Raw genomic sequence first — 20,986 nt, forward strand, 5'->3', positions numbered from 1 at the left:
GCCGGGGCGGTCCCTCGGATGTCGGTGGTCGGGTGTCTCATGGTCTGCATCGAGCCACATCCGGTGGCCTGCGAGACGACGAGGAGCGCGTGATGATGCACGACGGCTGGTGCCCCGACTGCGACCTGCGAACGGTCGTCATCGACACGGACGAACAGGGCGACAACGCCTGGGCGACCTGCGCTGAGTGCGGCACCGGATGGGTGCACCGCGACGAGCTGCCCGAGCAGACCCCGGCACGGACCCGCACGCCGGAGCGCCAGGCGGCGTAGCGCCAGTGGCCCGAGGGCCTGAGCGCCGCTGGGCTTTCGCTGGTCCGTTGGAGCGGTCTACACTTGACAGACCAGGACTTCACGGCCGCCCCGTCCGGTGGGGTGCTGCACCGTCGTCCCGCTCCGCCCGCACGAGAACAGGCCCCATGTCACAGCTCACGCCTGCGCGTCGCACCGCCGCGCTCATCTCGCTCGCCCTCGGTGGCTTCGCCATCGGGTCGACCGAGTTCGTCGCGATGGGCCTGCTGCCGAACATCGCGCAGGCGCTGCTGCCGCAGCAGTACGGCATCGACCCCGACGCCGGCATCGCGCACGCCGGCTGGCTCGTCAGCGCCTACGCCCTCGGGGTCGTCGTCGGTGCGCCGACCATCGCGGCGATGTCCGCCCGGTTCCCACGCAAGGGCCTGATCCTCGTGCTGCTCGTCGGGTTCGTCGTCGCGACGATCGCGAGCGCGCTGCTGCCCTCGTTCGGTCTGGTGCTCGTCGCCCGCTTCGTCGCCGGCCTGCCGCACGGCGCCTACTTCGGCATCGCGTCGATCGTCGCCGGCGACATGATGGGCCCGGGCAAGCGCGGCAAGGGCATCGCCATGGTGCTGCTCGGTCTGTCGGTCGCGAACGTCGTCGGCGTCCCGGCGATCACCTGGGTCGGACAGGTGGCCGGATGGCGGGTCGCCTACGGTGTCGTCGCCGCGCTGTTCGCCCTGACGTTCCTGGCCGTGGCGGCCTTCGTGCCGAAGAACGCCCGCGACGAGCACGCCACGATCGGTCGCGAGCTCCGGGCGTTCCGCGTCCCGCAGGTGTGGATCGTGATGGGCCTCGGCGCCGTCGGGTTCGGCGGGTTCTTCGCGGTCTACTCGTACATCTCGCCGCTCGTGCAGAACGTCACCGGGATGCCCGAGTCGTTCGTGCCCATCGTGCTCGTCGTCGTGGGCATCGGCATGGTCGTCGGCGGGGTGCTCGGCGGACACCTGGCCGACCACAGCGTGAAGCGCACGATCTACGTCGGGATGTTCGCGCTCATCGGCGCCCTGCTCATCACCGTGCTGACGGCGCAGTGGCTCTGGGGCATGCTGCTCGGCGCGTTCCTACTCGGGGCCACCTCGTCGGCGATCCCGCCCGCGGTGCAGTCGCGCCTGATGGACGTCGCCGGCGACGCGCGCACGATCGCGGCGGCCCTGAACCACTCGGCGTTCAACATCGGCAACTCGATCGGTGCGGCCCTGGGCGGCGCCGTCATCGCGGCCGGCTTCGGGTTCCTCGCACCGGGCTGGCTCGGCATCGGCCTGGCGCTGCTCGGCGTCCTGGTGACGATGGTCAGCTACGCGGTCGAGCGGCGGAGCACCCGTCGTGCCGCGGTCCGCTCCTCGTCACCGTCCACCGGTCCGATCACCGCACCGGTCCCGATCCACTGACCGCGCGGGGTGCACGCACGCACCCACCGGACGGGAGGCCCGTGGCGCCGCCGCCACGGGCCTCCCGTCCGTCTCGTGGCGCGGCCACTGCACATGGTGAGCAGCAATGGTCGGGTTCCGTGACGGAACCCGACCATTTGTGCTCACGAAGCGAAGCGAAGCGCAACGCAACGCGCGCTACAGACCCAGCGGACTGCCGTCCTGCACGATGATGCCGTCGGTGATCGCACGCTTCCGGAGTGCGACCTTCGTGCCGACGTCGAAGCCGGCGACGCGGTACTTCTCGCGGATGCGCTTCAGGTAGCTCTTCGCGGTCTCCTCGGAGATGCCGAGCTGGTAGGCGACGCTCTTGACGGGCTCGCCACCGCCGTACAGGGCCATCACGCGACGCTCCTGGGCGCTGAGCTTCGGGACGCCGCCGACGTCGCCGCTGTTGATGGCGAGGTCGAGCTCAGCCGAGACGTACTGCTCGCCGCGCTGGGCGGAGCGGATCGCCTCGACGATCATGTCGGCGTCCTCGCTCTTGACGAGGTACCCGAGGGCGCCGGCGCCGAGGGCTTCGCGCACGACGTTCGGCTCCGAGTAGGTGCTCATCACGACGGTCTTGACGCCCGCGGTCTTGAGCGTCGAGATCTTCAGCGACACCGGGATGGAGTCCTTGAGGTCCAGGTCCAGCAGCACCACGTCGACGGGGAACGCCGGGCTCGTCAGCAGCTCGGGCCAGGTCGTGACGGCGGCCACCAGGGTGATGTCGTCGGCGGCGTTCCGGATCCACTCCGTGAGCGCGCCGAGGAGCATCCTGTGGTCGTCGACCAGTGCGAGTCGGATCGGTTCCTCTGGAGTCGCCATGCTGGCGTCCTTTCTCGGTGCGGTTGCTCGGCCGATCCTAGGAGGATCCGGGCCGGAAGTCGGTCAGGCGTGCGGGTGTCCGGCGGCTACATCGACGGATGTCGGTTCACGACGCAGTGCGCGACGATGTGCAGCGTGCCGTCCCGGACGGTCTCGGTGTACGGGCCGATGCGCTGCAAGGCGCTCCAGGCCGTCGGACCGAGGCTGCGCCGCGGCACGCCGCGGGACTCGATGACGACGGGCACGTCCATCGTGTCGTCGCTGACCAGGTGGCCGTCGGAGCCGATCGGGCCGAGCGTGACGGAGACGACGGGCATGCCGGGCTGCGCGGTGCGGCCGTCGCCGACCATCTGCCAGATGGCCTGCAGCAGCCCGTCGCGCTGGGTGGGGGAGAGGTGCCCCGCCAGGGCGGTCGGGTCGGCGACGCTCACCGAGCGGCCGAGGTGGTCGGACTCGGTGATCGCGTGGTAGAGCCAGGTCTCGCGGCGGCCCTCGATCAGGTGCAGACGGAGCTCGGTGGCGAGCGACGCGGCGACGGAGCTCGAGGCGTCGGACAACGGCAGCGGGTCGGTGCCGTTGGCGACGGCGTCGAGCAGCTTCTCGGCGGCCAGGTCGAGCCGGGCGAGTTCGTCCGAGGCGAGCATGCCGACGGCGAACTGCGGTGCCTGCACGTTGCTCTGCACGAGCACCCGGTCGAGTTCGCGCTGCACGAGCTGGCGGAACCGCTGCACGACGTACAGCGCGAGCGCCGGCGGCACGACGACGAGCGACAGCAGGGACACGATGCCGGGCATGGTGTCGTTCGTGATCGGCGTCGACGCAACGGCCATCACGACGAACGCGAGGCCGAGTACGGCGATGGCGGCTGCGACCTCCCGGGCAGGCCGGAGCGTGGCGATCGGCAGCAGGGCGAACCCCGCGGCCATCGACGCCGTTGCGGTGTGCGCGATGTCGTGCTCCGGCCAGATGCCGATGAAGTCGAGCGTGACCACGCAGGCCAGCACGACGCAGATCAACGCGAAGGCCAGGCCCGTCAGTCGTTCGCCGTACGTCAGGACACTGAGCCCGACGCCGACGGCGGCGACGACGTAGAGCGCCCACGCGACCGCGGGCAGCCACGGGTCGGAGTACTCGTTCCAGCGCACCAGGAAGAACGCGATGCCGGCGGCGGCCTCGATCGCGGTGAGGACCGCGGCGCCGAGTCCGAGGTAACCGGCGCCGAGCGAGGCACCGGGCTTCGCGGCCTGCCGCAGGGACCGGGCGCCGGTCGACGTCGACGGGAGCCCTCTGGCCTGCCGGCGCTCGCTCGTCCGGTACCGCTCGCGGGCCTCGCGGCGGGTGCGGGGTGCGGGCGGAGCCGTCTCGCCGGGCAGGCTGCGGCCGATGGTGTCCTCGGGGACCCGGGTCATCGCGGTGCCTCCAGGACGACGGTGGTGCCGGAGCCCGGCGCGGAGAAGAGCTTCGCGTCGCCCCCGACCTCGCGCAGGCGGTTCACGACGCTCTCCTTGAAGCCGAGTCGCTCGGCACTGACGGTGGTGAGGTCGAAGCCGACGCCGGAGTCGGTGACCATCGCACGGACGACCTCGTTGTCGTGGACGATCGTGACGTGCGCCTCGCCGACGCCGGCGTGCCGACGGACGTTCTCGAGGCACTCGCCGAGCGCGAGCAAGAACGCGTCGAGCACGTTCGACGGCAGCAGGACCTGACCGGTGCCGTGCCAGCTGACCTCGAGTCCCATGCGGCCGAAGCGCTGCTTGACCGACTCCAGGGTCTGCCCGAGGGGCGACTCCTCTTCGCGGGTGAGTGAGTAGTCACCGGACTGCGAGGGCTGCGGGGTCGCACCGAGGCGCAGGTGGCGCAGCAGTCGGGCGTCCTCGGCGGCCTGCTCGCGCATCGCCTGCTCGGAGACGCCGACGCCGGAGTGCGCCAGCAGCGTCAGGGTCGCGAGCACGGTGTCGTGCAGCAGGCGGGCACCCTGGCGGCGCTGCGCCTCGGTCTCGCTGGCCTGCCGTTCGGCACGGTGGGCGGTGCCGATGCTGTAGATGCGTCGGGCGACGCGGGGGATGCTGCGCGAGATCCAGATCGCCACGACGGCCATCAGGACCCACCCGAGCAGTGCGCCGCTGACGGGGGTGGACAGGAGTGAGCCCGACCCCCAGACCATGAGCACCACCACGGCGCCGCCCCCGGCGATGGTGATGCCGAGACCGACCGGGTGCCCGCGCTGCGCCATCAGCGGTGCCGAGAGCCCGCCGGCGGCGAGGGGCATGACGGCGCTGGCGACGAGCGGACGTGCCGAGTCGTCGACGCCGGTGAAGAGCAGCACCATCGCGGCGAGTCCGGCGACGACGATGGCGGCGGTCCACCACACCTCGCCGCCGCGGCCGAAGCACACGAGCGCGGTGATCATCGCGGCGATGCAGAGGAGCGCGCCGACGAGGGGCAGCGTGGGCACGGCGGCGGCGGAGAGGATGCCCACGACGCTGACGAGCGCGCAGACGATGCCCACGACACGGGTCGCCGACCGCAGCAAGCGGTCGCGTTCCTGTGCGATGAAGTCCATCGATGTCCTGGTTGGTGACGATCTGGGTGGTGCGGGAAACCGAGCGTCGGTCAGTGCCGGGCTCCACGCCATCATTCCACGCGCGCCACCCGTTGGGGGGTCTTCGGCGCGCCGTGGTGGCCGGCGCGCCCGATCAGGACTCGAGCAGCCGCCGCAGGTGCGCCCCGACCTGCTCGTGCTCGATGAGGAACCCGTCGTGTCCGAACTCGCTCTCGATCACCGCTGCGGCGTCCCCGTCGAGTGCGTCCGGCACGCCCGCGGCGATCCGGTGCTGGTCCTCGACGGGGAACAGCCGGTCGCTCGAGATCCCCACGACCAGGGTCCGTGCGGTCACCAGCCCGAGGGCGGCCGACACCCCGCCACGCCCGGCACCGACGTCGTGCGAGTCCATCGCGTACGTCAGCGTGACGTAGCTCGAGGCGTCGAACCGCCGGGTGAACTTGTTGCCGTGGAAGTCGAGGTAGCTCTCCACCGAGAACCGCCCGTCGTCGCCGAGCGGCGAGACGTCGCTCTGCCAGGACCGCGCGAAGCGGCTGTTCAGCTCGTCCGAGGCGCGGTACGTCATGAGCGCCATCCGCCGGGCCAGCGACAGCCCGCGGTGCGGGCCCTCGCCGACATCGGCCTCGTAGTAGTCGCCGCCGGCGAACGCCGGGTCCATCTGGATCGCCGCCCGCTGCAGCGAGTTCGCCGCGATCTGGTCGGCGGTGGTCTGCGCCGTCGACGCGAGGACCGCGAGCCGCTGCACGCGCGCGGGGTGCGAGACCGCGAACTCGAGGGCGTGCATCCCGCCCATCGACCCCCCGACGACGGCCGCGAAGGTCTCGATGCCGAGCCGGTCGGCGAGCTGCGCCTGCACCTCGACCTGGTCGCGCACCGTCACGAACGGGAACCGTGCGCCCCACTCCGCGCCCGACGGCGACACCGACGACGGTCCGGTGGTGCCCTGGCACCCGCCGAGCATGTTCGGCGCGATCACGAACCACCGGTCGGTGTCGATCGCCCGCCCCGGGCCGACGACGTCGCCCCACCATCCGGCGGTGCGGTGGCCAGGGCCGGCGGCACCCGCGACGTGCGAGTCCCCGGTCAGTGCGTGCAGGACGAGCACCGCGTTGTCGCGAGCGGCGTTGAGCGTGCCCCACGTCTCGTACGCCACGCGCACGGACGGCAGGCGGCCGCCGCGCACCCACTGCTCGCCGAGGGACTCGAACCGGCGTGCACCCGGGTGGTCACCGGGACGCCAGGCACCGGTCACGGGCGGCTTGCCGAGGGTGCCGAGTTCGGTGCCGGGCACCAGGGTGGACGGCACGGAGTCCTCGGGGGTCGTCTGCCAGTCCATCGTGCGTCCAGTCTGCCGGGAGGCGCGGGTCGCCGCCGCCGTGTTACGTCACGCCCGCCGCGTGGCCGGCCTCCGGGCCGCGCTCGGAACGCGCTCGCCGTTCCGTGTGTGCGCATCTTCCGACATCGTGCGCGTCGTTCGACGCGTGGATCGTCGCACCATGCGCAGGTACCGGATGCGTGTGCAACGAACGACGTCCCACGCGTCGATCGACACGTGGGACGTCGCAACATGCGCGCGCATCGGCAGGCGAGCACGCAGCCGGTGGCGTACCACCCCTCCGCGCGCTGGCTCTCCCCCTAGGCGCGCTGGCTCTCCTGCGTGATCGTCCGGGCCGCGGCGAGCCCTGCCTCGAGGTCGGCCTTCAGGTCGGCGATGTTCTCGATGCCGACCGACAGGCGGACCAGGCCGGGGGTGACCCCGGTGGTGAGCTGCTGCTCGGGGGTGAGCTGCGAGTGCGTGGTCGACGCCGGGTGGATGACGAGCGAGCGGACGTCGCCGATGTTCGCCAGGTGCGAGAACAGCCGCAGGTTGTCGACGAACGCCTTGCCCGCGGTGACCCCGCCCTTGAGCTCGAACGACAGCACGGCACCGACGCCCCTCGGCGCGTACCGGTTCGCGGCCGCGTACCAGGGGGACGTCGGCAGCCCGGCGTAGGCGACGGTGGCGACGTCGGGGTGCTGGTCGAGCCACTCCGCGATCTCCTGCGCGTTGGACACGTGCCGCTCGATGCGGAGCGACAGGGTCTCGATGCCCTGGAGCAGGGCGAACGCCGTGTCCGCCGAGTTCGATGCACCGAGGTCGCGGAGCAGCTGCACCCGGGCCTTCACGATGTACGCGAGCTCGTTGCCGACCGCCTCGGCAAAGACCGCACCGTGGTACGACGGGTCGGGCGTGTTGAACTCCGGGAACCGGTCGGCGTGCTGCGACCAGGCGAACGTCCCGCCGTCGACGATGATCCCGCCGATGACCGTGCCGTGGCCGCCGAGGAACTTCGTGGCCGAGTGCACCACGATGTCGGCGCCGTGCTCGAACGGACGGATCAGGTACGGCGTCGCGATCGTGTTGTCGACGATGAGCGGGACGCCGGACTCGTGGGCGACGTCGCTGACGCCCGTGATGTCGAGGACGTTGATCTTCGGGTTGCCGATGGTCTCGGCGAAGAACAGCTTCGTGTTCGGTCGGACCGCGCGGCGCCACTCCTCGAGGTCGTCCTGGTCCTCGACGAACGTCGTCTCGATGCCGAGCTTCGCCAGCGTGTACTTGAACAGGTTGTACGTGCCGCCGTAGATTGACGACGACGACACGATGTGGTCACCCGCACCGGCGATGTTCAGCACCGCGTAGGTCTCGGCCGCCTGGCCGGACGCGACGAGCAGAGCCCCGGAGCCGCCCTCGAGCGCGGCGACCCGCTGCTCGACGACGTCGTTCGTCGGGTTCATGATCCGGGAGTAGATGTTGCCCGGCTTGGCGAGCGCGAACAGGTCGCGTGCCTCGTCCGAGTTCGCGAAGACGTACGAGGTCGTCTTGTAGATCGGCGTCGCCCGGGCGCCCGTGGTCGGGTCCGGCTGCGCGCCAGCGTGGACCTGGGTGGTCTCGAACTGCCACTGCGCGGCGTCGTGCTCGGTCATCTTGGTGCTCCTGTCCGGTGCGGCTGGTCGTCGGGTCGCCCTGCGCTCGGGCTGGAGGCGCGGCGCGGCTGTGCGTCGGGTGTCACGGTACGCAGGTGGCCGGGCCCGCACCACCGCACCCGCCTCGGGACGTAACGCACCCGCCCGACGCACCCCGCGCCTCCCGTCCGCGGAGCGCGACGCTGGGTCGCACCGTGCGAGGTCACCTGTGGTGCGAGGTTCCGGACTCGGTGCAAGCCTCGGTCCCCTGCACCACGGACGGAACCTCGCACCGTTCGCGGATGGGCCTCGCACGGTGCGAGGAAGGGGGAAGGGGTCACGCGTCGCGGCGGAACAGCCAGCCGACCTTCGGCTCGAGCAACCACCGCATCCCGCGCCGCACGAAGGGCTGCGCCAGGAAGAGGCTGACAGCACACGCGATGACGACCATGAGGAGCACGAACGGCCAGGCCGAGTGCTCGCCGGCCAGGACGCCGGACTCCCGGATCGGGTAGAGCACGAACGTGTGCAGCAGGTACACGTACATCGTCGCCGCGCCGAACTGGGTGATCCAGATGTTCCGACGGGGGATGAGCACCAGGAACGACGCCGTCAGCAGGGTCGCGAGCAGCATCAGGCCGAAGCGCACCGCACCCGCCCACCAGGCGTCCTCGCCGAGCCCCGAGTAGGAGTCGTCGTAGAAGAACCAGTGGTGCAGGTCGAACTCCTTGAACTGCGGGATCCAGACCGCGCACGACACCGCCCACGCGGCGAACACCACCACGGCGGCGATCCGTACCCGGACGACCGTGCGGCGGGACGCCTCGTACCAGCGGTCGAAGACGCCCCACTGCTTGACCTGCCACCCGAGCAGGAAGAACGGCAGCAGGCTGATCGCGCGGGACAGCGAGAGCGTCGAGTCGACGTTGTCGAAGTAGCCGACGCCGATGCTGAACACGACCGCCCAGAACAGCGGCCACCGCAGCTGCGCCAGGTACGGCAGGATCAGCTTGAAGATGCCCAGGGCCAGCAGGAACCACAGGGTCCACGTCGGCTTCGTCGGGTTGAAGTCCTTGCCGCCCTCGACGATGCCCTGCACCACGGTCCAGATCGTCTGCATGATGATGTACGGCACGACGATGTCCGTGATCGTCCGGCGCATCCGCTTCGCCGTCGGGGTGTCCGCCGACGAGAAGTAGCCGCTGATCACGCCGAACGCCGGCATGTGGAACGCGTAGATGAACGTGTAGAGGGCCAGGGCGTGCTCGCTCGCCGGCGTCTGCCGCTGGATCGCGTGGCCGATGACCACCAGCGTGACCGCGACGAACCGCGCGGTGTCCCACATCGGGATCCGGCGCGGGGCTCGGCCGGGCTCGAGCTGCGTCGCCGGGGCCAAGGGGGCGGGAGGGGCGGCATCCGTCGTCATCGCCGGTCACGTTACCGGATCGTGACCTGGACGGCCCGGTGCGGTGTCGGAAGCGTCCCGCTCGGTACGGTGGACGGACCGGGCCACCACGCGCTCCGGTCACGGACGCAGGAGGCAGATCACATGGCAGCACGGCGCGCAGTCGTCACCGGAGCGAGCTCGGGCATCGGGGCGGCCACCGTCCGGCTGTTCCGGTCGCGGGGCTGGGACGTGCTCGCCGTGGCCCGCCGCGCCGCGAAGCTCGAGGCGCTCGCCGCGGAGACCGGGGCCGACACCCTGGTCGCCGACATCACGGACGCCGACGACGTCGCGGCGCTCGCCGCGCGGGTCGCGGACCTCGGCGGCGCCGACGTGCTCGTGAACAACGCCGGTGGGGCGTTCGGTTCGGCGAGCGTCGAGGAGTCCGAGGTCGACGACTGGCGCGCCATGTTCGAGGTCAACGTGATCGGCACGAAGCGTGTCATCTCCGCGCTGCTGCCGCACCTGCGTGACCGCGCTCGCGCGTCCGGGGGAGCGGACATCGTCACGGTGACCAGCACCGCAGGGTTCGTCGCGTACGAGAACGGTGGCGGCTACAACGCCGCGAAGTTCGCCGAGCACGCCCTGGTCGGCGCACTCCGGCTCGAGCTGAACGGCGAGCCGATCCGCGTCGTCGAGATCGCGCCGGGCATGGTGAAGACCGACGAGTTCGCGCTCACCCGGTTCCGCGGGGACCAGCAGAAGGCCGCCGCGGTGTACGACGACGTGCCGGAGCCGCTCGTGGCCGACGACGTCGCCGAGGCGATCGTGCACGCGGTGGAGCTGCCGACGCACGTGAACCTCGACCTCGTGACGATCCGGCCGGTGGCGCAGTCGGCGCAGCACAAGCTGGCGCGCGGCCCGCTGACGCCCCGCTGAGCCGACGCGCGCGGGACCCCCACGGGACCCCCGACGCAGCCGCGCCGCACCGGCGCCGCACCGGCGCCGGACCCGCGCAGTGCCCGCGCCGGACCCGCGCAGCGCCCGGGCGGCGGGCGTGGGTCGCGGGCGCGGGCTCCCTGCCGGTACCGTGGTCGGATGCCGATCAGCAGCGAACCCGAGCCCGCGGCTCCGTCCACCGTGACCGTGACGAGTGGGCCCGAGGTACTCGGCTGGCTGGAGTTCGGTGACGCCGCACGACTGCTCGCCAAGGACGTCCTGTCCAGCGGCTTCGAGCCCGAGGTCGTCGTCGCCGTCGCCCGCGGCGGACTGATCATCGCCGGCGCCGTCGCGTACGCCCTCGGCACCAAGGAGTGCGGCTCGATCAACGTCGAGTTCTACACCGACGTCGAGCAGCGGCTGGAGGAGCCGGTCGTGCTGGCCCCCGCCCTCGACGCCCCGAGCCTGGCCGGCAAGCGGGTCCTCGTCGTCGACGACGTGTCGGACTCCGGCCGCACCCTGCGCCTGGTGGTCGACATCATCCGGAACGCCGGTGCCGACGTCCGGAGCGCCTGCCTGTACTCGAAGCCCGGCACCGTCCTCGAGCCCGACCACGTGTGGCGCCGGGTCGACGGCTGGATCACGTTCCCGTGGAGCGCCCTCGCCCCCGTGACGGCCGAGTCGTGAGCATCCACCTGGTCGGCGGCGGTCTCTTCGCCGCCTCGGACGCCGCAGCACCGTTCCTCGCCGAGGCGACCGCCCGTTCGGCAGCGGTCGGTCGGAGCGTCCCGCGCATCGCCCTGCTCTCCGTGGCGAGCACGGACGGCGGCAGTCCGTCGTCGACCGCCGACATCGCCGAGGTCCTCGGCGGTGCGCGCACGGCCGAGGTGCTCGTCACCGAGGTCGTTGCCGGGCAGGTCTTCGACACCACCGTCCTGAGCGACGTCGACGCCCTGGTGGTCGGTGGCGGCGTCACCCCCGACTACCTGGCGGCGATCGCCCCGCTCGTCGACCAGCTCCGGCTGCTCGTCTCCGACGGTCTGCCCTACCTCGGCTACTCGGCCGGTGCGATGATCGCCGCCGACCGCGCCCTGGTGGGCGGCTGGCGCATCGGCGGCGTCGAGATCTGCCCCGAGGCGGCGTCCGAGGGTCTGGACGAGGTCGAGCTCCGCGAGGGCCTCGGCCTGGTCGACCTGACCATCGACGTGCACGCGGTGCAGGCCGGCACGCTCGCGCGGCTCATCGCCAGCGCCGAGGCCGAGTTCGTCACCGCCGGACTCGCGATCGACGAGGACACCACGCTCGTCGTCGGCGAGGGCGCGCTCGAGGTCCGCGGGACCGGCAGCGTCTGGCGCGTCATGGCCGGCGAGGAGTCGGTGGCCGTCGCGACCATGGGCGCGTAGCCGACGTGGAACCCCGGCCGCTCGCCGACCTGGTCGACCCCGGTTGGGCCGATGCCCTCGCAACGGTCGAGCCCGACGTGCACCGGATCGGTGCGTGGCTGCGCGACGAGACCGCCGCGGGCCGGCACTACCTGCCAGCCGGCGGCGACGTGCTGCGCGCGTTCACGACCCCGTTCGACACCGTCAAGGTGCTGGTCGTCGGGCAGGACCCGTACCCGACGCCCGGCCACCCGATCGGCCTGTCGTTCGCGGTCGACCCCGCCGTCCGTCCGGTGCCGCGCAGCCTGGCGAACATCTACCGCGAGCTGTCCGACGACCTCGGGGTGACGCCGCCCCCGCACGGCGACCTGCGGGCGTGGTCCGACCAGGGCGTCCTGCTGCTCAACCGGGTGCTCACCGTGCAGGCGGGCGAGGCAGGCAGTCACCGTGGCAAGGGCTGGGAGGCGGTGACCGACCAGGCCGTCCGCGCGCTCGTCGCCCGTGGCACCCCGCTCGTCGCCGTGCTCTGGGGTGCCCAGGCCGGGTCGGTGCGGCCGCTCCTCGGCGACACCCCCGTCGTCGCGTCGGCCCACCCGAGCCCGCTGAGCGCGTCGCGCGGGTTCTTCGGCAGTCGCCCGTTCTCGCAGGTGAACGCGCTGCTCGAGTCGCAGGGCGCACCGCCCGTCGACTGGACGCTGCCCGCTCAGTAGGCTCGGCACGTGCTCGAGGAGGAATACCAGCGACGGCGGGTCCTGCCGCGACACCTACGCGCCCCGGCGGCGACCGAGACGGCCTTCGAGTACCGCATCCGTGCGGCCGAGGTGGGGGACCTGCCCCACGTGCGCGAGATCCACACGCACTACGTCCGCAATTCGTCGGTGACCTTCGACCCGGCGGCGTTCACGTACGCCGCGTGGAAGAAGCGTTACGACGACATCCGGAAGCGCCGCCTGCCGTTCCTGGTGGCGGAGAACCCCGCCGGCCAGATCCTCGGGTACGCCCTGGTCGACGCGTGGAACCCGCGGGACCGCTCGAACCACGTCGTCGAGGACTCGATCTACCTCGGCGCCGCGTCCGGTGGCAAGGGGCTCGGCCGCGCGCTGATGGAGGCGCTGCTCGAAGAGTGCCGCTCGGCCGGCGTGCGCGAGGTCGTCGCCGTCATCGCGGACCGGCAGGCCGAGGCGTCGATCCGGCTGCACGAGCGGCTCGGCTTCGAGGAGGTCGGCCGGATGGGCAAGGTCGGCTACAAGTACGACCGCTGGCTCGGCACGGTCACGATGCGGCTCCGCCTGCGCGGCCCGCGGCTGTTCGCGCGTCGACGCTGACCGAGCCGGCAGCGGCGCCGGTACCGACGCGACGGACCTGACGGACGTCCGTCACGCTCGAGCCGCGGCCGCGGGGCGGACGGGAGGCCCGTGGCGGCCCCGGCACGCGCCTCCAGGACGTCGCCCGGTCGCGTCAGTCCGCCGGCGCCTCGGTGATGAACTCGTCGCGCGTCACGCGGAGCAGCGCGGTGGCCGCCGCCGCCGCGGCGTCCGCGTCACCGTCGACCGCTGCGCGCCCGACCGCCTGGTGCCGGAGCGCCGCCTCGCGCGTCCAGCGCGTGATGGGGTCGCGCGACTCCGACGTGCGGGTGCGGAGCAGCGCCTCGACCGTGCCGGCGAAGTGCGCGAACACGGCGTTCCCCGAGCCGCCGAGCAGTGCACGGTGGAAGCGGACGTCCGCCTCCAGGTAGGCGCGGCTGTCGTCGCGTCCGCAGGCATCGAGCATGTCCTCGGCGGCGGCGAGCACGGCGTCCGCACCATCGGTGCCGGCGGTCAGGGACGCCGCGACCGGTTCGACGCCGAGGCGGAGCTCGAGGAGCTCCCGCTGCTGCACGAAGTACGCCGGTGAGGTACCGCGCCACCGGATCACCGTGGGGGCGAGCAGCTCCCACGCGGTGATGTCGCGGACGAGCGTGCCGACGCGCTGCCGGGGCTCGACCAGGCCGAGGGACTGCAGGACGCGCAGGGCCTCGCGGACGACCGAACGGGACACCCCGAACTCGTCGGCGACCAGTTCGGGTCGCACGACGGAACCCGTGGCCAGGTCGCCGTCGACGATCCGCTGGCCCAGGGTGTCGAGCACGTGGGCGTGCAGTCCGCGTGCGGTGGGCATCGTTTCCTCCGTGCAGTACGGGTCACGCGGTCGCCGTGACGCCGGTCCCATCGAAGCGGCAGACTCCGGGGACGGGCGGTTGGCGCGCGGAACGACGTCGTATAGTCTGATTAATCAGATTATTGAGGGTCGGCGTTCGTCGCGCCAGTCCACCCTCGACACGAAGGCGACGGAGCCGCGCAGCAGCGACTCCAGGAAGGGGCGCTGATGCCTCACGCTCTCCCGGACCACCTGCTCGCCGCAGGTGGCACCACCGAGACGGTCGACCCGTCCGGCTCGATCCCGCAGCTGATCATCGCGGCACTCGTCGGCATCGTGGTGATCATCGCGCTCATCACGTGGCTCAAGGTGCACCCGTTCATCGCGCTCACGATCGGCGCGCTCGGCGTCGGCATCGGCGCGGGGCTCGCTCCCGACAAGGCCGTCACGAGCTTCGGTGACGGCTTCGGTGCGACCATGACGAGCGTCGGGATCCTGGTCGGGCTCGGGGCGATGTTCGGCAAGATGCTCGTCGACTCGGGCGCAGCGGACCGCGTCGTGGACACCCTGGTGCGGAAGTCGTCGAAGGCGGCGCTGCCGTGGACGATGGCCCTGATCGGTGCGCTCATCGGGCTGCCGATGTTCTTCGAGGTCGGCCTCGTCCTGCTCATCCCGATCATCGTGCTCGTCGCGAAGCGCAGCGAGGTGCCGATCATGAAGATCGCCGTCCCCGCCCTGGTCGGCCTGTCGACGATGCACGCGTTCGTCCCGCCGCACCCCGGCCCGCTCGTCGCGATCTCCACCGTCGGCGCGAACCTCGGCACCACGCTCGCCTTCGGCATCGTGCTGGCGATCCCGGTGATCATCCTGGCCGGGCCGCTCTTCGCCCGGTTCGCAGCCCGCTGGGTCGACATCCCCGTCCCCGACATGTTCGGGTCGCGCGGGGCGGTCGCCACCGCCGGGCCGGGTTCGGGGTCGGGTTCCGCGTCCGCCGCCTTCGCCGACGACCCGGCACACTCCGGACGCCAGGCACGCCGTCGCGCCGCAACGCAGGACACCGCGTCCCTGCCCAACGGCAAGAGCGACTTCACGCGCGTCATCAGCGAGCCGCGCAGCCCGTCGTTCACCGTCGCCCTGATCGGCATCCTGCTGCCGGTCGTGCTCATGCTCGGCCAGGCGATCCGTGAGGCCACCGCCCCCGACGCCGCCGGCTCGTGGGTGAGCCTGCTCGACTTCCTCGGTTCGCCGATGATCGCCATCGGCATCGCGGCCGTCTACGCGATGGTCTTCTTCGCGATCGGCGGCGGGATGGACCGCTCGGCCGTGTCGAAGTCGCTCGAGAGCGCGCTGCCCCCGATCGCCGGGGTGCTGCTCATCGTCGGTGCCGGCGGTGGCTTCAAGCAGGTGCTCATCAACACCGGGATCGGCGGCGTGATCGCCGACGCCGTCAAGGACTCCGGCGTCTCGGTGCTGCTCGTCGCCTGGGTCGTGTCGGCCCTGGTGCGCGTGGCGACCGGGTCGGCCACGGTCGCCACCGTGACCGCCGCCGGCATCATGGCGCCGATCGCCGCCGACCTGTCGACCCCGATGACGTCGTTGCTCGTGCTCGCGATCGGTGCCGGCTCCGTGTTCCTGTCGCACGTCAACGACGCCGGCTTCTGGCTGGTGAAGGGGTACCTCGGCACCACGGTGGGGCAGACGTTCAAGACGTGGACGGTGCTCGAGTGCCTCATCTCGGTGTTCGGGCTGCTCGGGGTCCTGCTGGCCGGGGTGTTCATCCGATGAGCGGCGCAGGAGGTGCCGGCGGGGCCGGTGCTGCCCGGGCGGCCGACACCGGGCTGGATGCCCGCGTCCTGGTCGTGATGGGGGTCTCCGGGTCCGGCAAGTCCACCGTCGCCGCCATGGTGGCGGAGCAGGTCGGGTGGGAGTTCGCCGAGGGCGACGCGATGCACCCACAGGTGAACGTCGACAAGATGCGCGCCGGCACCCCGCTCACCGACGAGGACCGCTGGCCGTGGCTCGACGTCGTCGCCGGGTGGATCCGCGGGCACCTGGACGCCGGGACGAACGGCGTCGTGACCTGCTCGGCGCTGAAGCGTTCGTACCGCGACGTGCTGCGGGCGCCCGGGGTGGTGTTCGTGCACGTGGCCGGTGACGGTGCCCTCATCGAGGAGCGGATGTCGCAGCGTTCCGGGCACTTCATGCCGACGTCGCTGCTGCGGTCGCAGCTCGCCACGCTCGAGCCGCCGCAGCCTGACGAGGCCCACCTGACCATCGCCGCCGACCGCACGCCGGAAGAGGAGAGCGCCGAGGTCGTGGAGCGACTCGGGTTGGTGCGGACTCCGAGCGACTGATCGGGCGGCGCCGGTCCTCAGCTGAACCGGATCGGCGTACCGACGGGCAGCGCCGCCAGGGTGCGGGTCATCTCCGCCGAGATCCGGACGCAGCCGTGCGAGCTGCCGGTCGGGTCCGGGTAGTAGTGCAGCGCGGTCAGCGCGGCGTTGCCGCCGTAGGACGGGATCCGGGACGAGTGCGCCCCGGTCAGGATGATCGGGTTGCCCTGCGTGTAGGCGACGCGGGTGTCGACGTACGCCGCCTCGACGTAGGTGGCGGTGTCGGCCGGTGTGGGGTCCTCCGGCGTCCCGAGCCGGGCGGCCTCGGTGGCGGTGACCGTGCCCGTGCGGGTGACGACGGACACCGTGCTGGCGGCGACGTCGACCGTGATCATCCGGTCGGTGCGCGTCACGGTGAAGTCGGCGGCCCGGGCCCAGGCGAACGTCGCGCTCGGGGCGTCCGGGTCGCCGCCGTCACCGGGGGTGCGGTTGCGGGACGGCGTCGACACCAGGAGCATCCCGCCGTCCCGGCCGGGGGAACGACCCCACACCGCGGTCGCCGCGGGCCGGTTGATCGTCGACACCAGGTGGGACAGGGTCGCCACCGGCCGGGCGCGGCTCGACGGGCTCGCGTACAGGGCGACGAGCGGCGTGCGCGGGGTCGCGATCTGCCAGGTGTCCTCGGGGTCGACGTCCCCGCCGTCGAGCAACTGCGGTACGACGGCGTCGTGGAACGCCAACGGCAGCGCGGCCAGGGTCGCGTCGGACGGCGCGGAGGGGACGGCCGCGAGCGTCGGCTTCGGTTTCGGCGTGGCGCTCGGGGTCGGGGCCGGTGTCGTCGTGGCCCGGGCCGCGCGGGTCGGCTCCGGTGCCGGCGACCCGACGGTCACCCCCACCACGACGGCGGCGACGGCGAGCACCACCACCCCGGCGGTCGTCGCGATCCAGGTGTTGCGTCGCATGGTGCGTCCCCCCTCGGTCGATGCCTCAGCGTCCGGTCGACCCGTCAGCGTTCGGTGACGGTGCCGCCCTCGACCCGCAACTGCCGGTCGAGTCGGACGGTCTCCAGCATGCGCCGGTCGTGTGTGACGAGCAGCAGGGTCCCGTCGTAGGACTCCAGCGCCTGCTCGAGCTGCTCGATCGCGGTCAGGTCGAGGTGGTTGGTCGGCTCGTCGAGCACGAGCACGTTCACCCCGCGGGCCTGCAGCAGCGCGAGGCCTGCCCGGGTGCGCTCGCCGGGGGAGAGTGCCGAGGCCGGTCGGCCGACGTGGTCCGCCTTCAGCCCGAACTTCGCGAGCAGCGTCCGGACGTCGGCGGTCGTGTACTCGGGGACGATCGCCTCGAACGCCGCCGCCAGGGGCTGGTCGCCGGTGAACGCGGCGCGCGCCTGGTCGACCTCGCCGACCGCGACGCTGGAGCCGAGCGAGGCCGTGCCCGTCGTCGGCGCCTGCTTGCCGAGCAGCGCCCGCAGCAGGGTGGACTTGCCGGCGCCGTTCGGGCCGGTGATGCCGATCCGGTCACCGCCGTCGACCTGCAGCGAGACCGGGCCGAGGGTGAAGTCGCCCTGCGTGAACGTGGCGTTCGACAGCGTCGCGACGACGGCCGACGACCGGGGTGCGCTGCCGATCGTGAACTCGAGCTGCCACTCCTTGCGCGGCTCCTCGACCTCGTCGAGCCGGGCGATGCGGGACTCCATCTGCCGGACCTTCTGCGCCTGCTTCTCGCTCGACTCCGAGGCGGCACGGCGGCGGATCTTGTCGTTGTCCGGGCTCTTCTTCATGGCGTTCCGGACACCCTGGCTCGACCACTCGCGCTGCGTCCGTGCCCGTGCGACCAGGTCGGCCTTCGTCGACGCGAACTCGTCGTACGCGTCCCGCTTGTGCTGCCGGGCGATCTCGCGCTCCTCGAGGAACGAGTCGTACCCGCCGCCGAACAGCCGGTTCGACGACTGCGCCAGGTCGAGCTCGAGCACCGAGGTCACCGAGCGCGCCAGGAACTCACGGTCGTGGCTGACGAGCACCACCCCGCCGCGCAGCCCGCGCACGAACGCCTCGAGCCGGTCGAGGCCGTCCAGGTCGAGGTCGTTGGTGGGTTCGTCGAGCAGGACGATGTCGAACCGCGACAGCAGCAGCGCGGCGAGCCCGACCCGGGCGACCTGCCCGCCGGACAGCGCGGTCATCAGGGAGTCCGGGCTGACGCCGTCCGCCGCGGAGTCGCCGGTGCCGGGTTCGAGCCCGAGGTCCGCGAGCACCGCCGGGATCCGGTCCTCCAGATCGGCGGCTCCCGCGGCGAGCCAGCGGTCGAGCGCCGCCGAGTACCTATCGGCCGCTGCGTCGCCGGCATCGGAGTCCCCGAGCGCCGCCGCTGCTGCGTCCATCGTCACGGTCGCCTCGGTGCAGCCGGTCCGCCGCCCGAGGTACGCCGCGACGGTCTCGCCCGCGATGCGCTCGTGCTCCTGGGGGAGCCACCCCACGAACGCGTCCGTCGGCGCCAGGGACACCGTGCCGGCCAGCGGCTCGTCGACCCCGGCCAGCAGCCGGAGCAGCGTCGACTTGCCGGCACCGTTCACGCCGACGACCCCGATCACGTCGCCCGGCGCCACCGTCAGATCGAGGGAGTCGAACAGCGTGCGAGCGGCGTAGCCGCCGGACAGGCCCTTGGCGACGAGCGTGGCGGTCATGCGCCCATCGTCCCACGCGGAGCGGGAACTCCTCGTGCAGCGGACCGTGCCAGCACGCGCTCCTCGCCGAGATGTTCGAGTAGTCGCCCGAGCAGACCCTGCCCTCAGCCCCGCGGCGTCAGCCGACCCGCACCCACCGGCAGCAGCCCGCCTCGGTACTCGAGCGCCGTCGCGCCGCCGACCGACACCGAGGCCGCCCCGAACCGCCACGCTCGGTTGAACAGGTACACACCGATCACCGTGTCGCCGTCGTCCGGCACCGCCCACGTGCCGGTGCCCCACTGCGCCGGGTGTCCCACCCCGTCGACGGTGACGGTCGGCCGGGCGAACCAGGCGAACAGGGGCCGGACGAGCCGGAGTTCGATCCGGCGCTTCGTCGTGCCGGAGGCGAGCGAGGTGTGCACCGTCGAAGGATACGGGCCGCCGCCGCCTAGGCTCGGAGCCGTGTTCGAACTCCACCATCTCTCCGCACAGGAACTCTGGGATTGGATCCGCCGGGGCGAGGCGACCGCCCGCGAGGTCACCGAGCACTACCTGTCCCGCGTGGAACGCCTGGACGCCGGACTCGGCGCCTTCGTGTCGGTCACCGCGGACGCTGCCCGGGCCCGAGCCGATCGCCTCGGCCACCTGGTGCCGACGTCGAGACCGTTGTGGGGCCTCCCGTCCGCCGACAAGGACCTGTACGACCGCGCCGGGGTCCCCACGCGGAACGGCACCACGAGCCTGCCGGAGCGGCCCGCGTCGGCCGACCACCCGCTCGTCGCCGCGCTCGACGCGGCCGGCACCGTCAGCCTCGGCAAGACCGCGTCACCAGAGTTCGGCATGTCCTCGTCGTCCGAGACCCGGCTCGGCGTGACGCGGAACCCCTACGACACCATGCGCGCGCCGGGCGGGTCGTCGAGTGGTGCGGCCGTCGCCGTCGCCGCCGGACTCGTGCCCGCCGCGGTCGGGTCGGACGGCGGCGGATCGGTGCGGATCCCCGCCGCGGCGACCGGACTCGTCGGCCTGAAGCCGAGCCGCGGACGCGTGCCGTCGATGCCCGGCCGCTCCGGAGTCGGTGGCCTGTCCGTGGCCGGGCCGCTCACCCGCTCCGTCGCCGACGCGGGCATGCTCCTCGACGCGCTGGTCGCGCCGACCGGGCTGCCGGAGCCGTCGCCGTACGCACTCGTCACCCCCGACGTCGGCGAGGGGCCGTTCACCGCGGCCGCCGTCCGCGGCGAGGGCCGGTTCGTCGTCGGGGTGCTCGAGGGTTCGCCCTGGGACGACACCGTCGACGTGGTCGTCGACCCCGCGGCCCGGGCCGCCGTGGAGACCGCCGTGCGGGTGCTCGGCGAGGTCGGACACGGCGTCGAGGACGTCCGGATGCCCCGCGTGCCGTACGCGGACGCGTTCCGGGTGGCGTGGGAGAGCTCGGCCGCCCGACTGCCGGAGGTGCCCGGCATCGACCTGTCGTCGCTGACCCCGCTCGTGGCCTGGCTCGTGGCCCGCGGACAGGCGTTGTCCGGCACGCAGGTCCTCGACGCGATGTCGACGCTCGACACCTTCTCGACGACGCTCATCGGTGCGTTCGACCGGTTCGATGCGGTGCTCACGCCGACCCTCGCGATGACGCCGAGGCTCCTCGGCTGGTACGGCGACGACCCGGACGAGGACTTCCGCCGCCAGTGCGCGTACTCGCCGTGGACGTCGATGGCGAACGTGTCCGGGCTCCCCGCGATCACCCTGCCGGTCGGCGTGACCGACGACGACCACCCGGACGGCGGCGGCCTGCCGATGGGCGTGCAGTTGATCGGACGCCCCGGCGGCGAGCGCGTCCTGCTCGCGATCGGCGCGCAGCTCGAGCGCCGGTTGCGCTGGCAGCGGCGGCACCCGGCCGCGTGGACCGCCTGACGGGAGGCCCGTGGCTGCTCCGCGCACCGGTGCGCGGGTGCGGGCGCTGGGCGCACCGTGCGGCGTAGTCAGGCTGGTGCGGCGGGAGGCGAGTCGTGATCATGAGAGCGAGTCGTGTGGACAAATGGGACAGGTCTATGTAGTAGTATTTAGTCGATGAGCATAATGTAAAAATAAGATCGTATGAGTGATGTGAATGC

At 72.3% G+C, this 20,986-nt stretch carries 20 protein-coding genes; 10 read left to right on the forward strand and 10 right to left on the reverse strand.

Annotation, left to right across the window (positions count from 1 at the left end):
* Window positions 1-92 precede the first annotated feature (92 nt).
* A complete protein-coding gene (locus H7A73_RS13770; RefSeq protein ID WP_182066480.1) occupies window positions 93-272 on the forward strand; it encodes a hypothetical protein in 180 nt (59 codons plus the stop codon).
* Window positions 273-418: 146 nt separating this feature from the next.
* Complete coding sequence (locus H7A73_RS13775) at window positions 419-1,684, forward strand: MFS transporter (RefSeq protein WP_182066481.1); 1,266 nt, start codon at window positions 419-421, stop codon at window positions 1,682-1,684.
* A 177-nt stretch (window positions 1,685-1,861) separates the two neighbouring features.
* Here the strand turns inward: H7A73_RS13775 and H7A73_RS13780 are convergent, their stop codons facing one another.
* The 6 genes from H7A73_RS13780 to H7A73_RS13805 all read right to left on the reverse strand — a co-directional run bounded on the left by H7A73_RS13780 (window position 1,862) and on the right by H7A73_RS13805 (window position 9,468).
* Window positions 1,862-2,533 (reverse strand): response regulator transcription factor, encoded by a 672-nt coding sequence (locus tag H7A73_RS13780; protein WP_017888182.1) that lies wholly within the window; start codon window positions 2,531-2,533, stop codon window positions 1,862-1,864.
* A gap of 86 nt (window positions 2,534-2,619) precedes the next feature.
* Window positions 2,620-3,942 (reverse strand): hypothetical protein, encoded by a 1,323-nt coding sequence (locus H7A73_RS13785; RefSeq protein ID WP_182066482.1) that lies wholly within the window; start codon window positions 3,940-3,942, stop codon window positions 2,620-2,622.
* Complete coding sequence (locus tag H7A73_RS13790; RefSeq protein ID WP_182066483.1) at window positions 3,939-5,096, reverse strand: sensor histidine kinase; 1,158 nt, start codon at window positions 5,094-5,096, stop codon at window positions 3,939-3,941. Before H7A73_RS13790 ends, H7A73_RS13785 begins: the two co-directional genes overlap by 4 nt.
* 133 nt (window positions 5,097-5,229) lie before the next feature.
* On the reverse strand, window positions 5,230-6,432 hold the full coding sequence (metX, locus tag H7A73_RS13795) for a homoserine O-acetyltransferase MetX (RefSeq protein WP_182066484.1): 1,203 nt from the start codon (window positions 6,430-6,432) through the stop codon (window positions 5,230-5,232).
* A 299-nt stretch (window positions 6,433-6,731) separates the two neighbouring features.
* Complete coding sequence (locus H7A73_RS13800) at window positions 6,732-8,063, reverse strand: bifunctional o-acetylhomoserine/o-acetylserine sulfhydrylase (RefSeq protein ID WP_182066485.1); 1,332 nt, start codon at window positions 8,061-8,063, stop codon at window positions 6,732-6,734.
* Window positions 8,064-8,379: 316 nt separating this feature from the next.
* Window positions 8,380-9,468: an acyltransferase family protein gene (locus tag H7A73_RS13805; RefSeq protein WP_182066486.1), complete on the reverse strand. Its 1,089-nt coding sequence runs from the start codon at window positions 9,466-9,468 to the stop codon at window positions 8,380-8,382.
* Between the two features lie 123 nt (window positions 9,469-9,591).
* Between H7A73_RS13805 and H7A73_RS13810 the strand changes: the two genes are divergently transcribed.
* From H7A73_RS13810 to H7A73_RS13830, 5 genes are all read left to right on the forward strand, one after another.
* Window positions 9,592-10,365 carry an SDR family oxidoreductase gene (locus H7A73_RS13810; RefSeq protein ID WP_182066487.1) on the forward strand — a complete coding sequence of 258 codons (774 nt, stop codon included), beginning with the start codon at window positions 9,592-9,594 and terminating at the stop codon, window positions 10,363-10,365.
* A 159-nt stretch (window positions 10,366-10,524) separates the two neighbouring features.
* Window positions 10,525-11,052, forward strand: coding sequence for a phosphoribosyltransferase (locus tag H7A73_RS13815; protein WP_051596753.1), 528 nt, complete (start codon window positions 10,525-10,527; stop codon window positions 11,050-11,052).
* Complete coding sequence (locus tag H7A73_RS13820) at window positions 11,049-11,768, forward strand: Type 1 glutamine amidotransferase-like domain-containing protein (RefSeq protein WP_182066488.1); 720 nt, start codon at window positions 11,049-11,051, stop codon at window positions 11,766-11,768. The genes H7A73_RS13815 and H7A73_RS13820 overlap by 4 nt, the downstream gene beginning before the upstream one ends.
* Window positions 11,769-11,773: 5 nt before the next feature.
* On the forward strand, window positions 11,774-12,457 hold the full coding sequence (locus tag H7A73_RS13825) for a uracil-DNA glycosylase (protein ID WP_182066489.1): 684 nt from the start codon (window positions 11,774-11,776) through the stop codon (window positions 12,455-12,457).
* 9 nt (window positions 12,458-12,466) lie between these two features.
* The gene (locus H7A73_RS13830) at window positions 12,467-13,072 is read left to right on the forward strand and encodes a GNAT family N-acetyltransferase (RefSeq protein WP_182066490.1); all 606 of its coding nucleotides are present in this window, start codon (window positions 12,467-12,469) and stop codon (window positions 13,070-13,072) included.
* A gap of 133 nt (window positions 13,073-13,205) precedes the next feature.
* Here H7A73_RS13830 and H7A73_RS13835 read toward each other — a convergent pair whose 3' ends face one another.
* Window positions 13,206-13,904: a FadR/GntR family transcriptional regulator gene (locus tag H7A73_RS13835; protein ID WP_182066491.1), complete on the reverse strand. Its 699-nt coding sequence runs from the start codon at window positions 13,902-13,904 to the stop codon at window positions 13,206-13,208.
* 207 nt (window positions 13,905-14,111) lie between these two features.
* Here H7A73_RS13835 and H7A73_RS13840 point away from each other — a divergent pair, with 207 nt between their 5' ends.
* Together H7A73_RS13840 and H7A73_RS13845 are read left to right on the forward strand one after the other, a co-directional pair.
* Complete coding sequence (locus H7A73_RS13840; RefSeq protein WP_220456619.1) at window positions 14,112-15,668, forward strand: GntP family permease; 1,557 nt, start codon at window positions 14,112-14,114, stop codon at window positions 15,666-15,668.
* Entirely contained in the window at window positions 15,665-16,237 is a 573-nt protein-coding gene (locus H7A73_RS13845) for a gluconokinase (protein WP_182066492.1), read from the forward strand. The genes H7A73_RS13840 and H7A73_RS13845 overlap by 4 nt, the downstream gene beginning before the upstream one ends.
* Window positions 16,238-16,254: 17 nt before the next feature.
* On the opposite strand, the gene H7A73_RS13850 is transcribed toward H7A73_RS13845, so the two are convergent.
* The 3 genes from H7A73_RS13850 to H7A73_RS13860 all read right to left on the reverse strand — a co-directional run bounded on the left by H7A73_RS13850 (window position 16,255) and on the right by H7A73_RS13860 (window position 19,300).
* Window positions 16,255-17,178, reverse strand: a complete 924-nt coding sequence (locus H7A73_RS13850; protein ID WP_182066493.1) for a L,D-transpeptidase — start codon at window positions 17,176-17,178, stop codon at window positions 16,255-16,257.
* A 44-nt stretch (window positions 17,179-17,222) separates the two neighbouring features.
* Window positions 17,223-18,896: an ABC-F family ATP-binding cassette domain-containing protein gene (locus tag H7A73_RS13855; protein ID WP_182066494.1), complete on the reverse strand. Its 1,674-nt coding sequence runs from the start codon at window positions 18,894-18,896 to the stop codon at window positions 17,223-17,225.
* Window positions 18,897-19,000: 104 nt separating this feature from the next.
* Window positions 19,001-19,300: a hypothetical protein gene (locus H7A73_RS13860; RefSeq protein ID WP_182066495.1), complete on the reverse strand. Its 300-nt coding sequence runs from the start codon at window positions 19,298-19,300 to the stop codon at window positions 19,001-19,003.
* 40 nt (window positions 19,301-19,340) lie between these two features.
* On the opposite strand from H7A73_RS13860, the gene H7A73_RS13865 reads away from it, so the two are divergent.
* Window positions 19,341-20,786: an amidase gene (locus H7A73_RS13865; protein ID WP_182066496.1), complete on the forward strand. Its 1,446-nt coding sequence runs from the start codon at window positions 19,341-19,343 to the stop codon at window positions 20,784-20,786.
* Window positions 20,787-20,986: the final 200 nt, after the last annotated feature.

Origin of the sequence: Curtobacterium sp. ME12 (genome assembly GCF_903970855.1) — a bacterium.
In the GTDB taxonomy this organism is placed as follows: domain Bacteria; phylum Actinomycetota; class Actinomycetes; order Actinomycetales; family Microbacteriaceae; genus Curtobacterium; species Curtobacterium poinsettiae_A.

Excerpts from the sequence above, each read along its gene's own strand:
- H7A73_RS13840 (WP_220456619.1), top strand. The coding sequence starts at position 14,112 with ATGCCTCACGCTCTCCCGGACCACCTGCTCGCCGCAGGTGGCACCACC.
- H7A73_RS13855 (WP_182066494.1), bottom strand. The coding sequence starts at position 18,896 with ATGACCGCCACGCTCGTCGCCAAGGGCCTGTCCGGCGGCTACGCCGCT.
- H7A73_RS13785 (WP_182066482.1), bottom strand. The coding sequence starts at position 3,942 with ATGACCCGGGTCCCCGAGGACACCATCGGCCGCAGCCTGCCCGGCGAG.
- H7A73_RS13770 (WP_182066480.1), top strand. The coding sequence starts at position 93 with ATGATGCACGACGGCTGGTGCCCCGACTGCGACCTGCGAACGGTCGTC.
- H7A73_RS13835 (WP_182066491.1), bottom strand. The coding sequence starts at position 13,904 with ATGCCCACCGCACGCGGACTGCACGCCCACGTGCTCGACACCCTGGGC.
- H7A73_RS13805 (WP_182066486.1), bottom strand. The coding sequence starts at position 9,468 with ATGACGACGGATGCCGCCCCTCCCGCCCCCTTGGCCCCGGCGACGCAG.
- H7A73_RS13780 (WP_017888182.1), bottom strand. The coding sequence starts at position 2,533 with ATGGCGACTCCAGAGGAACCGATCCGACTCGCACTGGTCGACGACCAC.
- H7A73_RS13810 (WP_182066487.1), top strand. The coding sequence starts at position 9,592 with ATGGCAGCACGGCGCGCAGTCGTCACCGGAGCGAGCTCGGGCATCGGG.
- H7A73_RS13790 (WP_182066483.1), bottom strand. The coding sequence starts at position 5,096 with ATGGACTTCATCGCACAGGAACGCGACCGCTTGCTGCGGTCGGCGACC.
- H7A73_RS13850 (WP_182066493.1), bottom strand. The coding sequence starts at position 17,178 with ATGCGACGCAACACCTGGATCGCGACGACCGCCGGGGTGGTGGTGCTC.
- H7A73_RS13800 (WP_182066485.1), bottom strand. The coding sequence starts at position 8,063 with ATGACCGAGCACGACGCCGCGCAGTGGCAGTTCGAGACCACCCAGGTC.
- metX (WP_182066484.1), bottom strand. The coding sequence starts at position 6,432 with ATGGACTGGCAGACGACCCCCGAGGACTCCGTGCCGTCCACCCTGGTG.
- H7A73_RS13775 (WP_182066481.1), top strand. The coding sequence starts at position 419 with ATGTCACAGCTCACGCCTGCGCGTCGCACCGCCGCGCTCATCTCGCTC.
- H7A73_RS13845 (WP_182066492.1), top strand. The coding sequence starts at position 15,665 with ATGAGCGGCGCAGGAGGTGCCGGCGGGGCCGGTGCTGCCCGGGCGGCC.
- H7A73_RS13815 (WP_051596753.1), top strand. The coding sequence starts at position 10,525 with ATGCCGATCAGCAGCGAACCCGAGCCCGCGGCTCCGTCCACCGTGACC.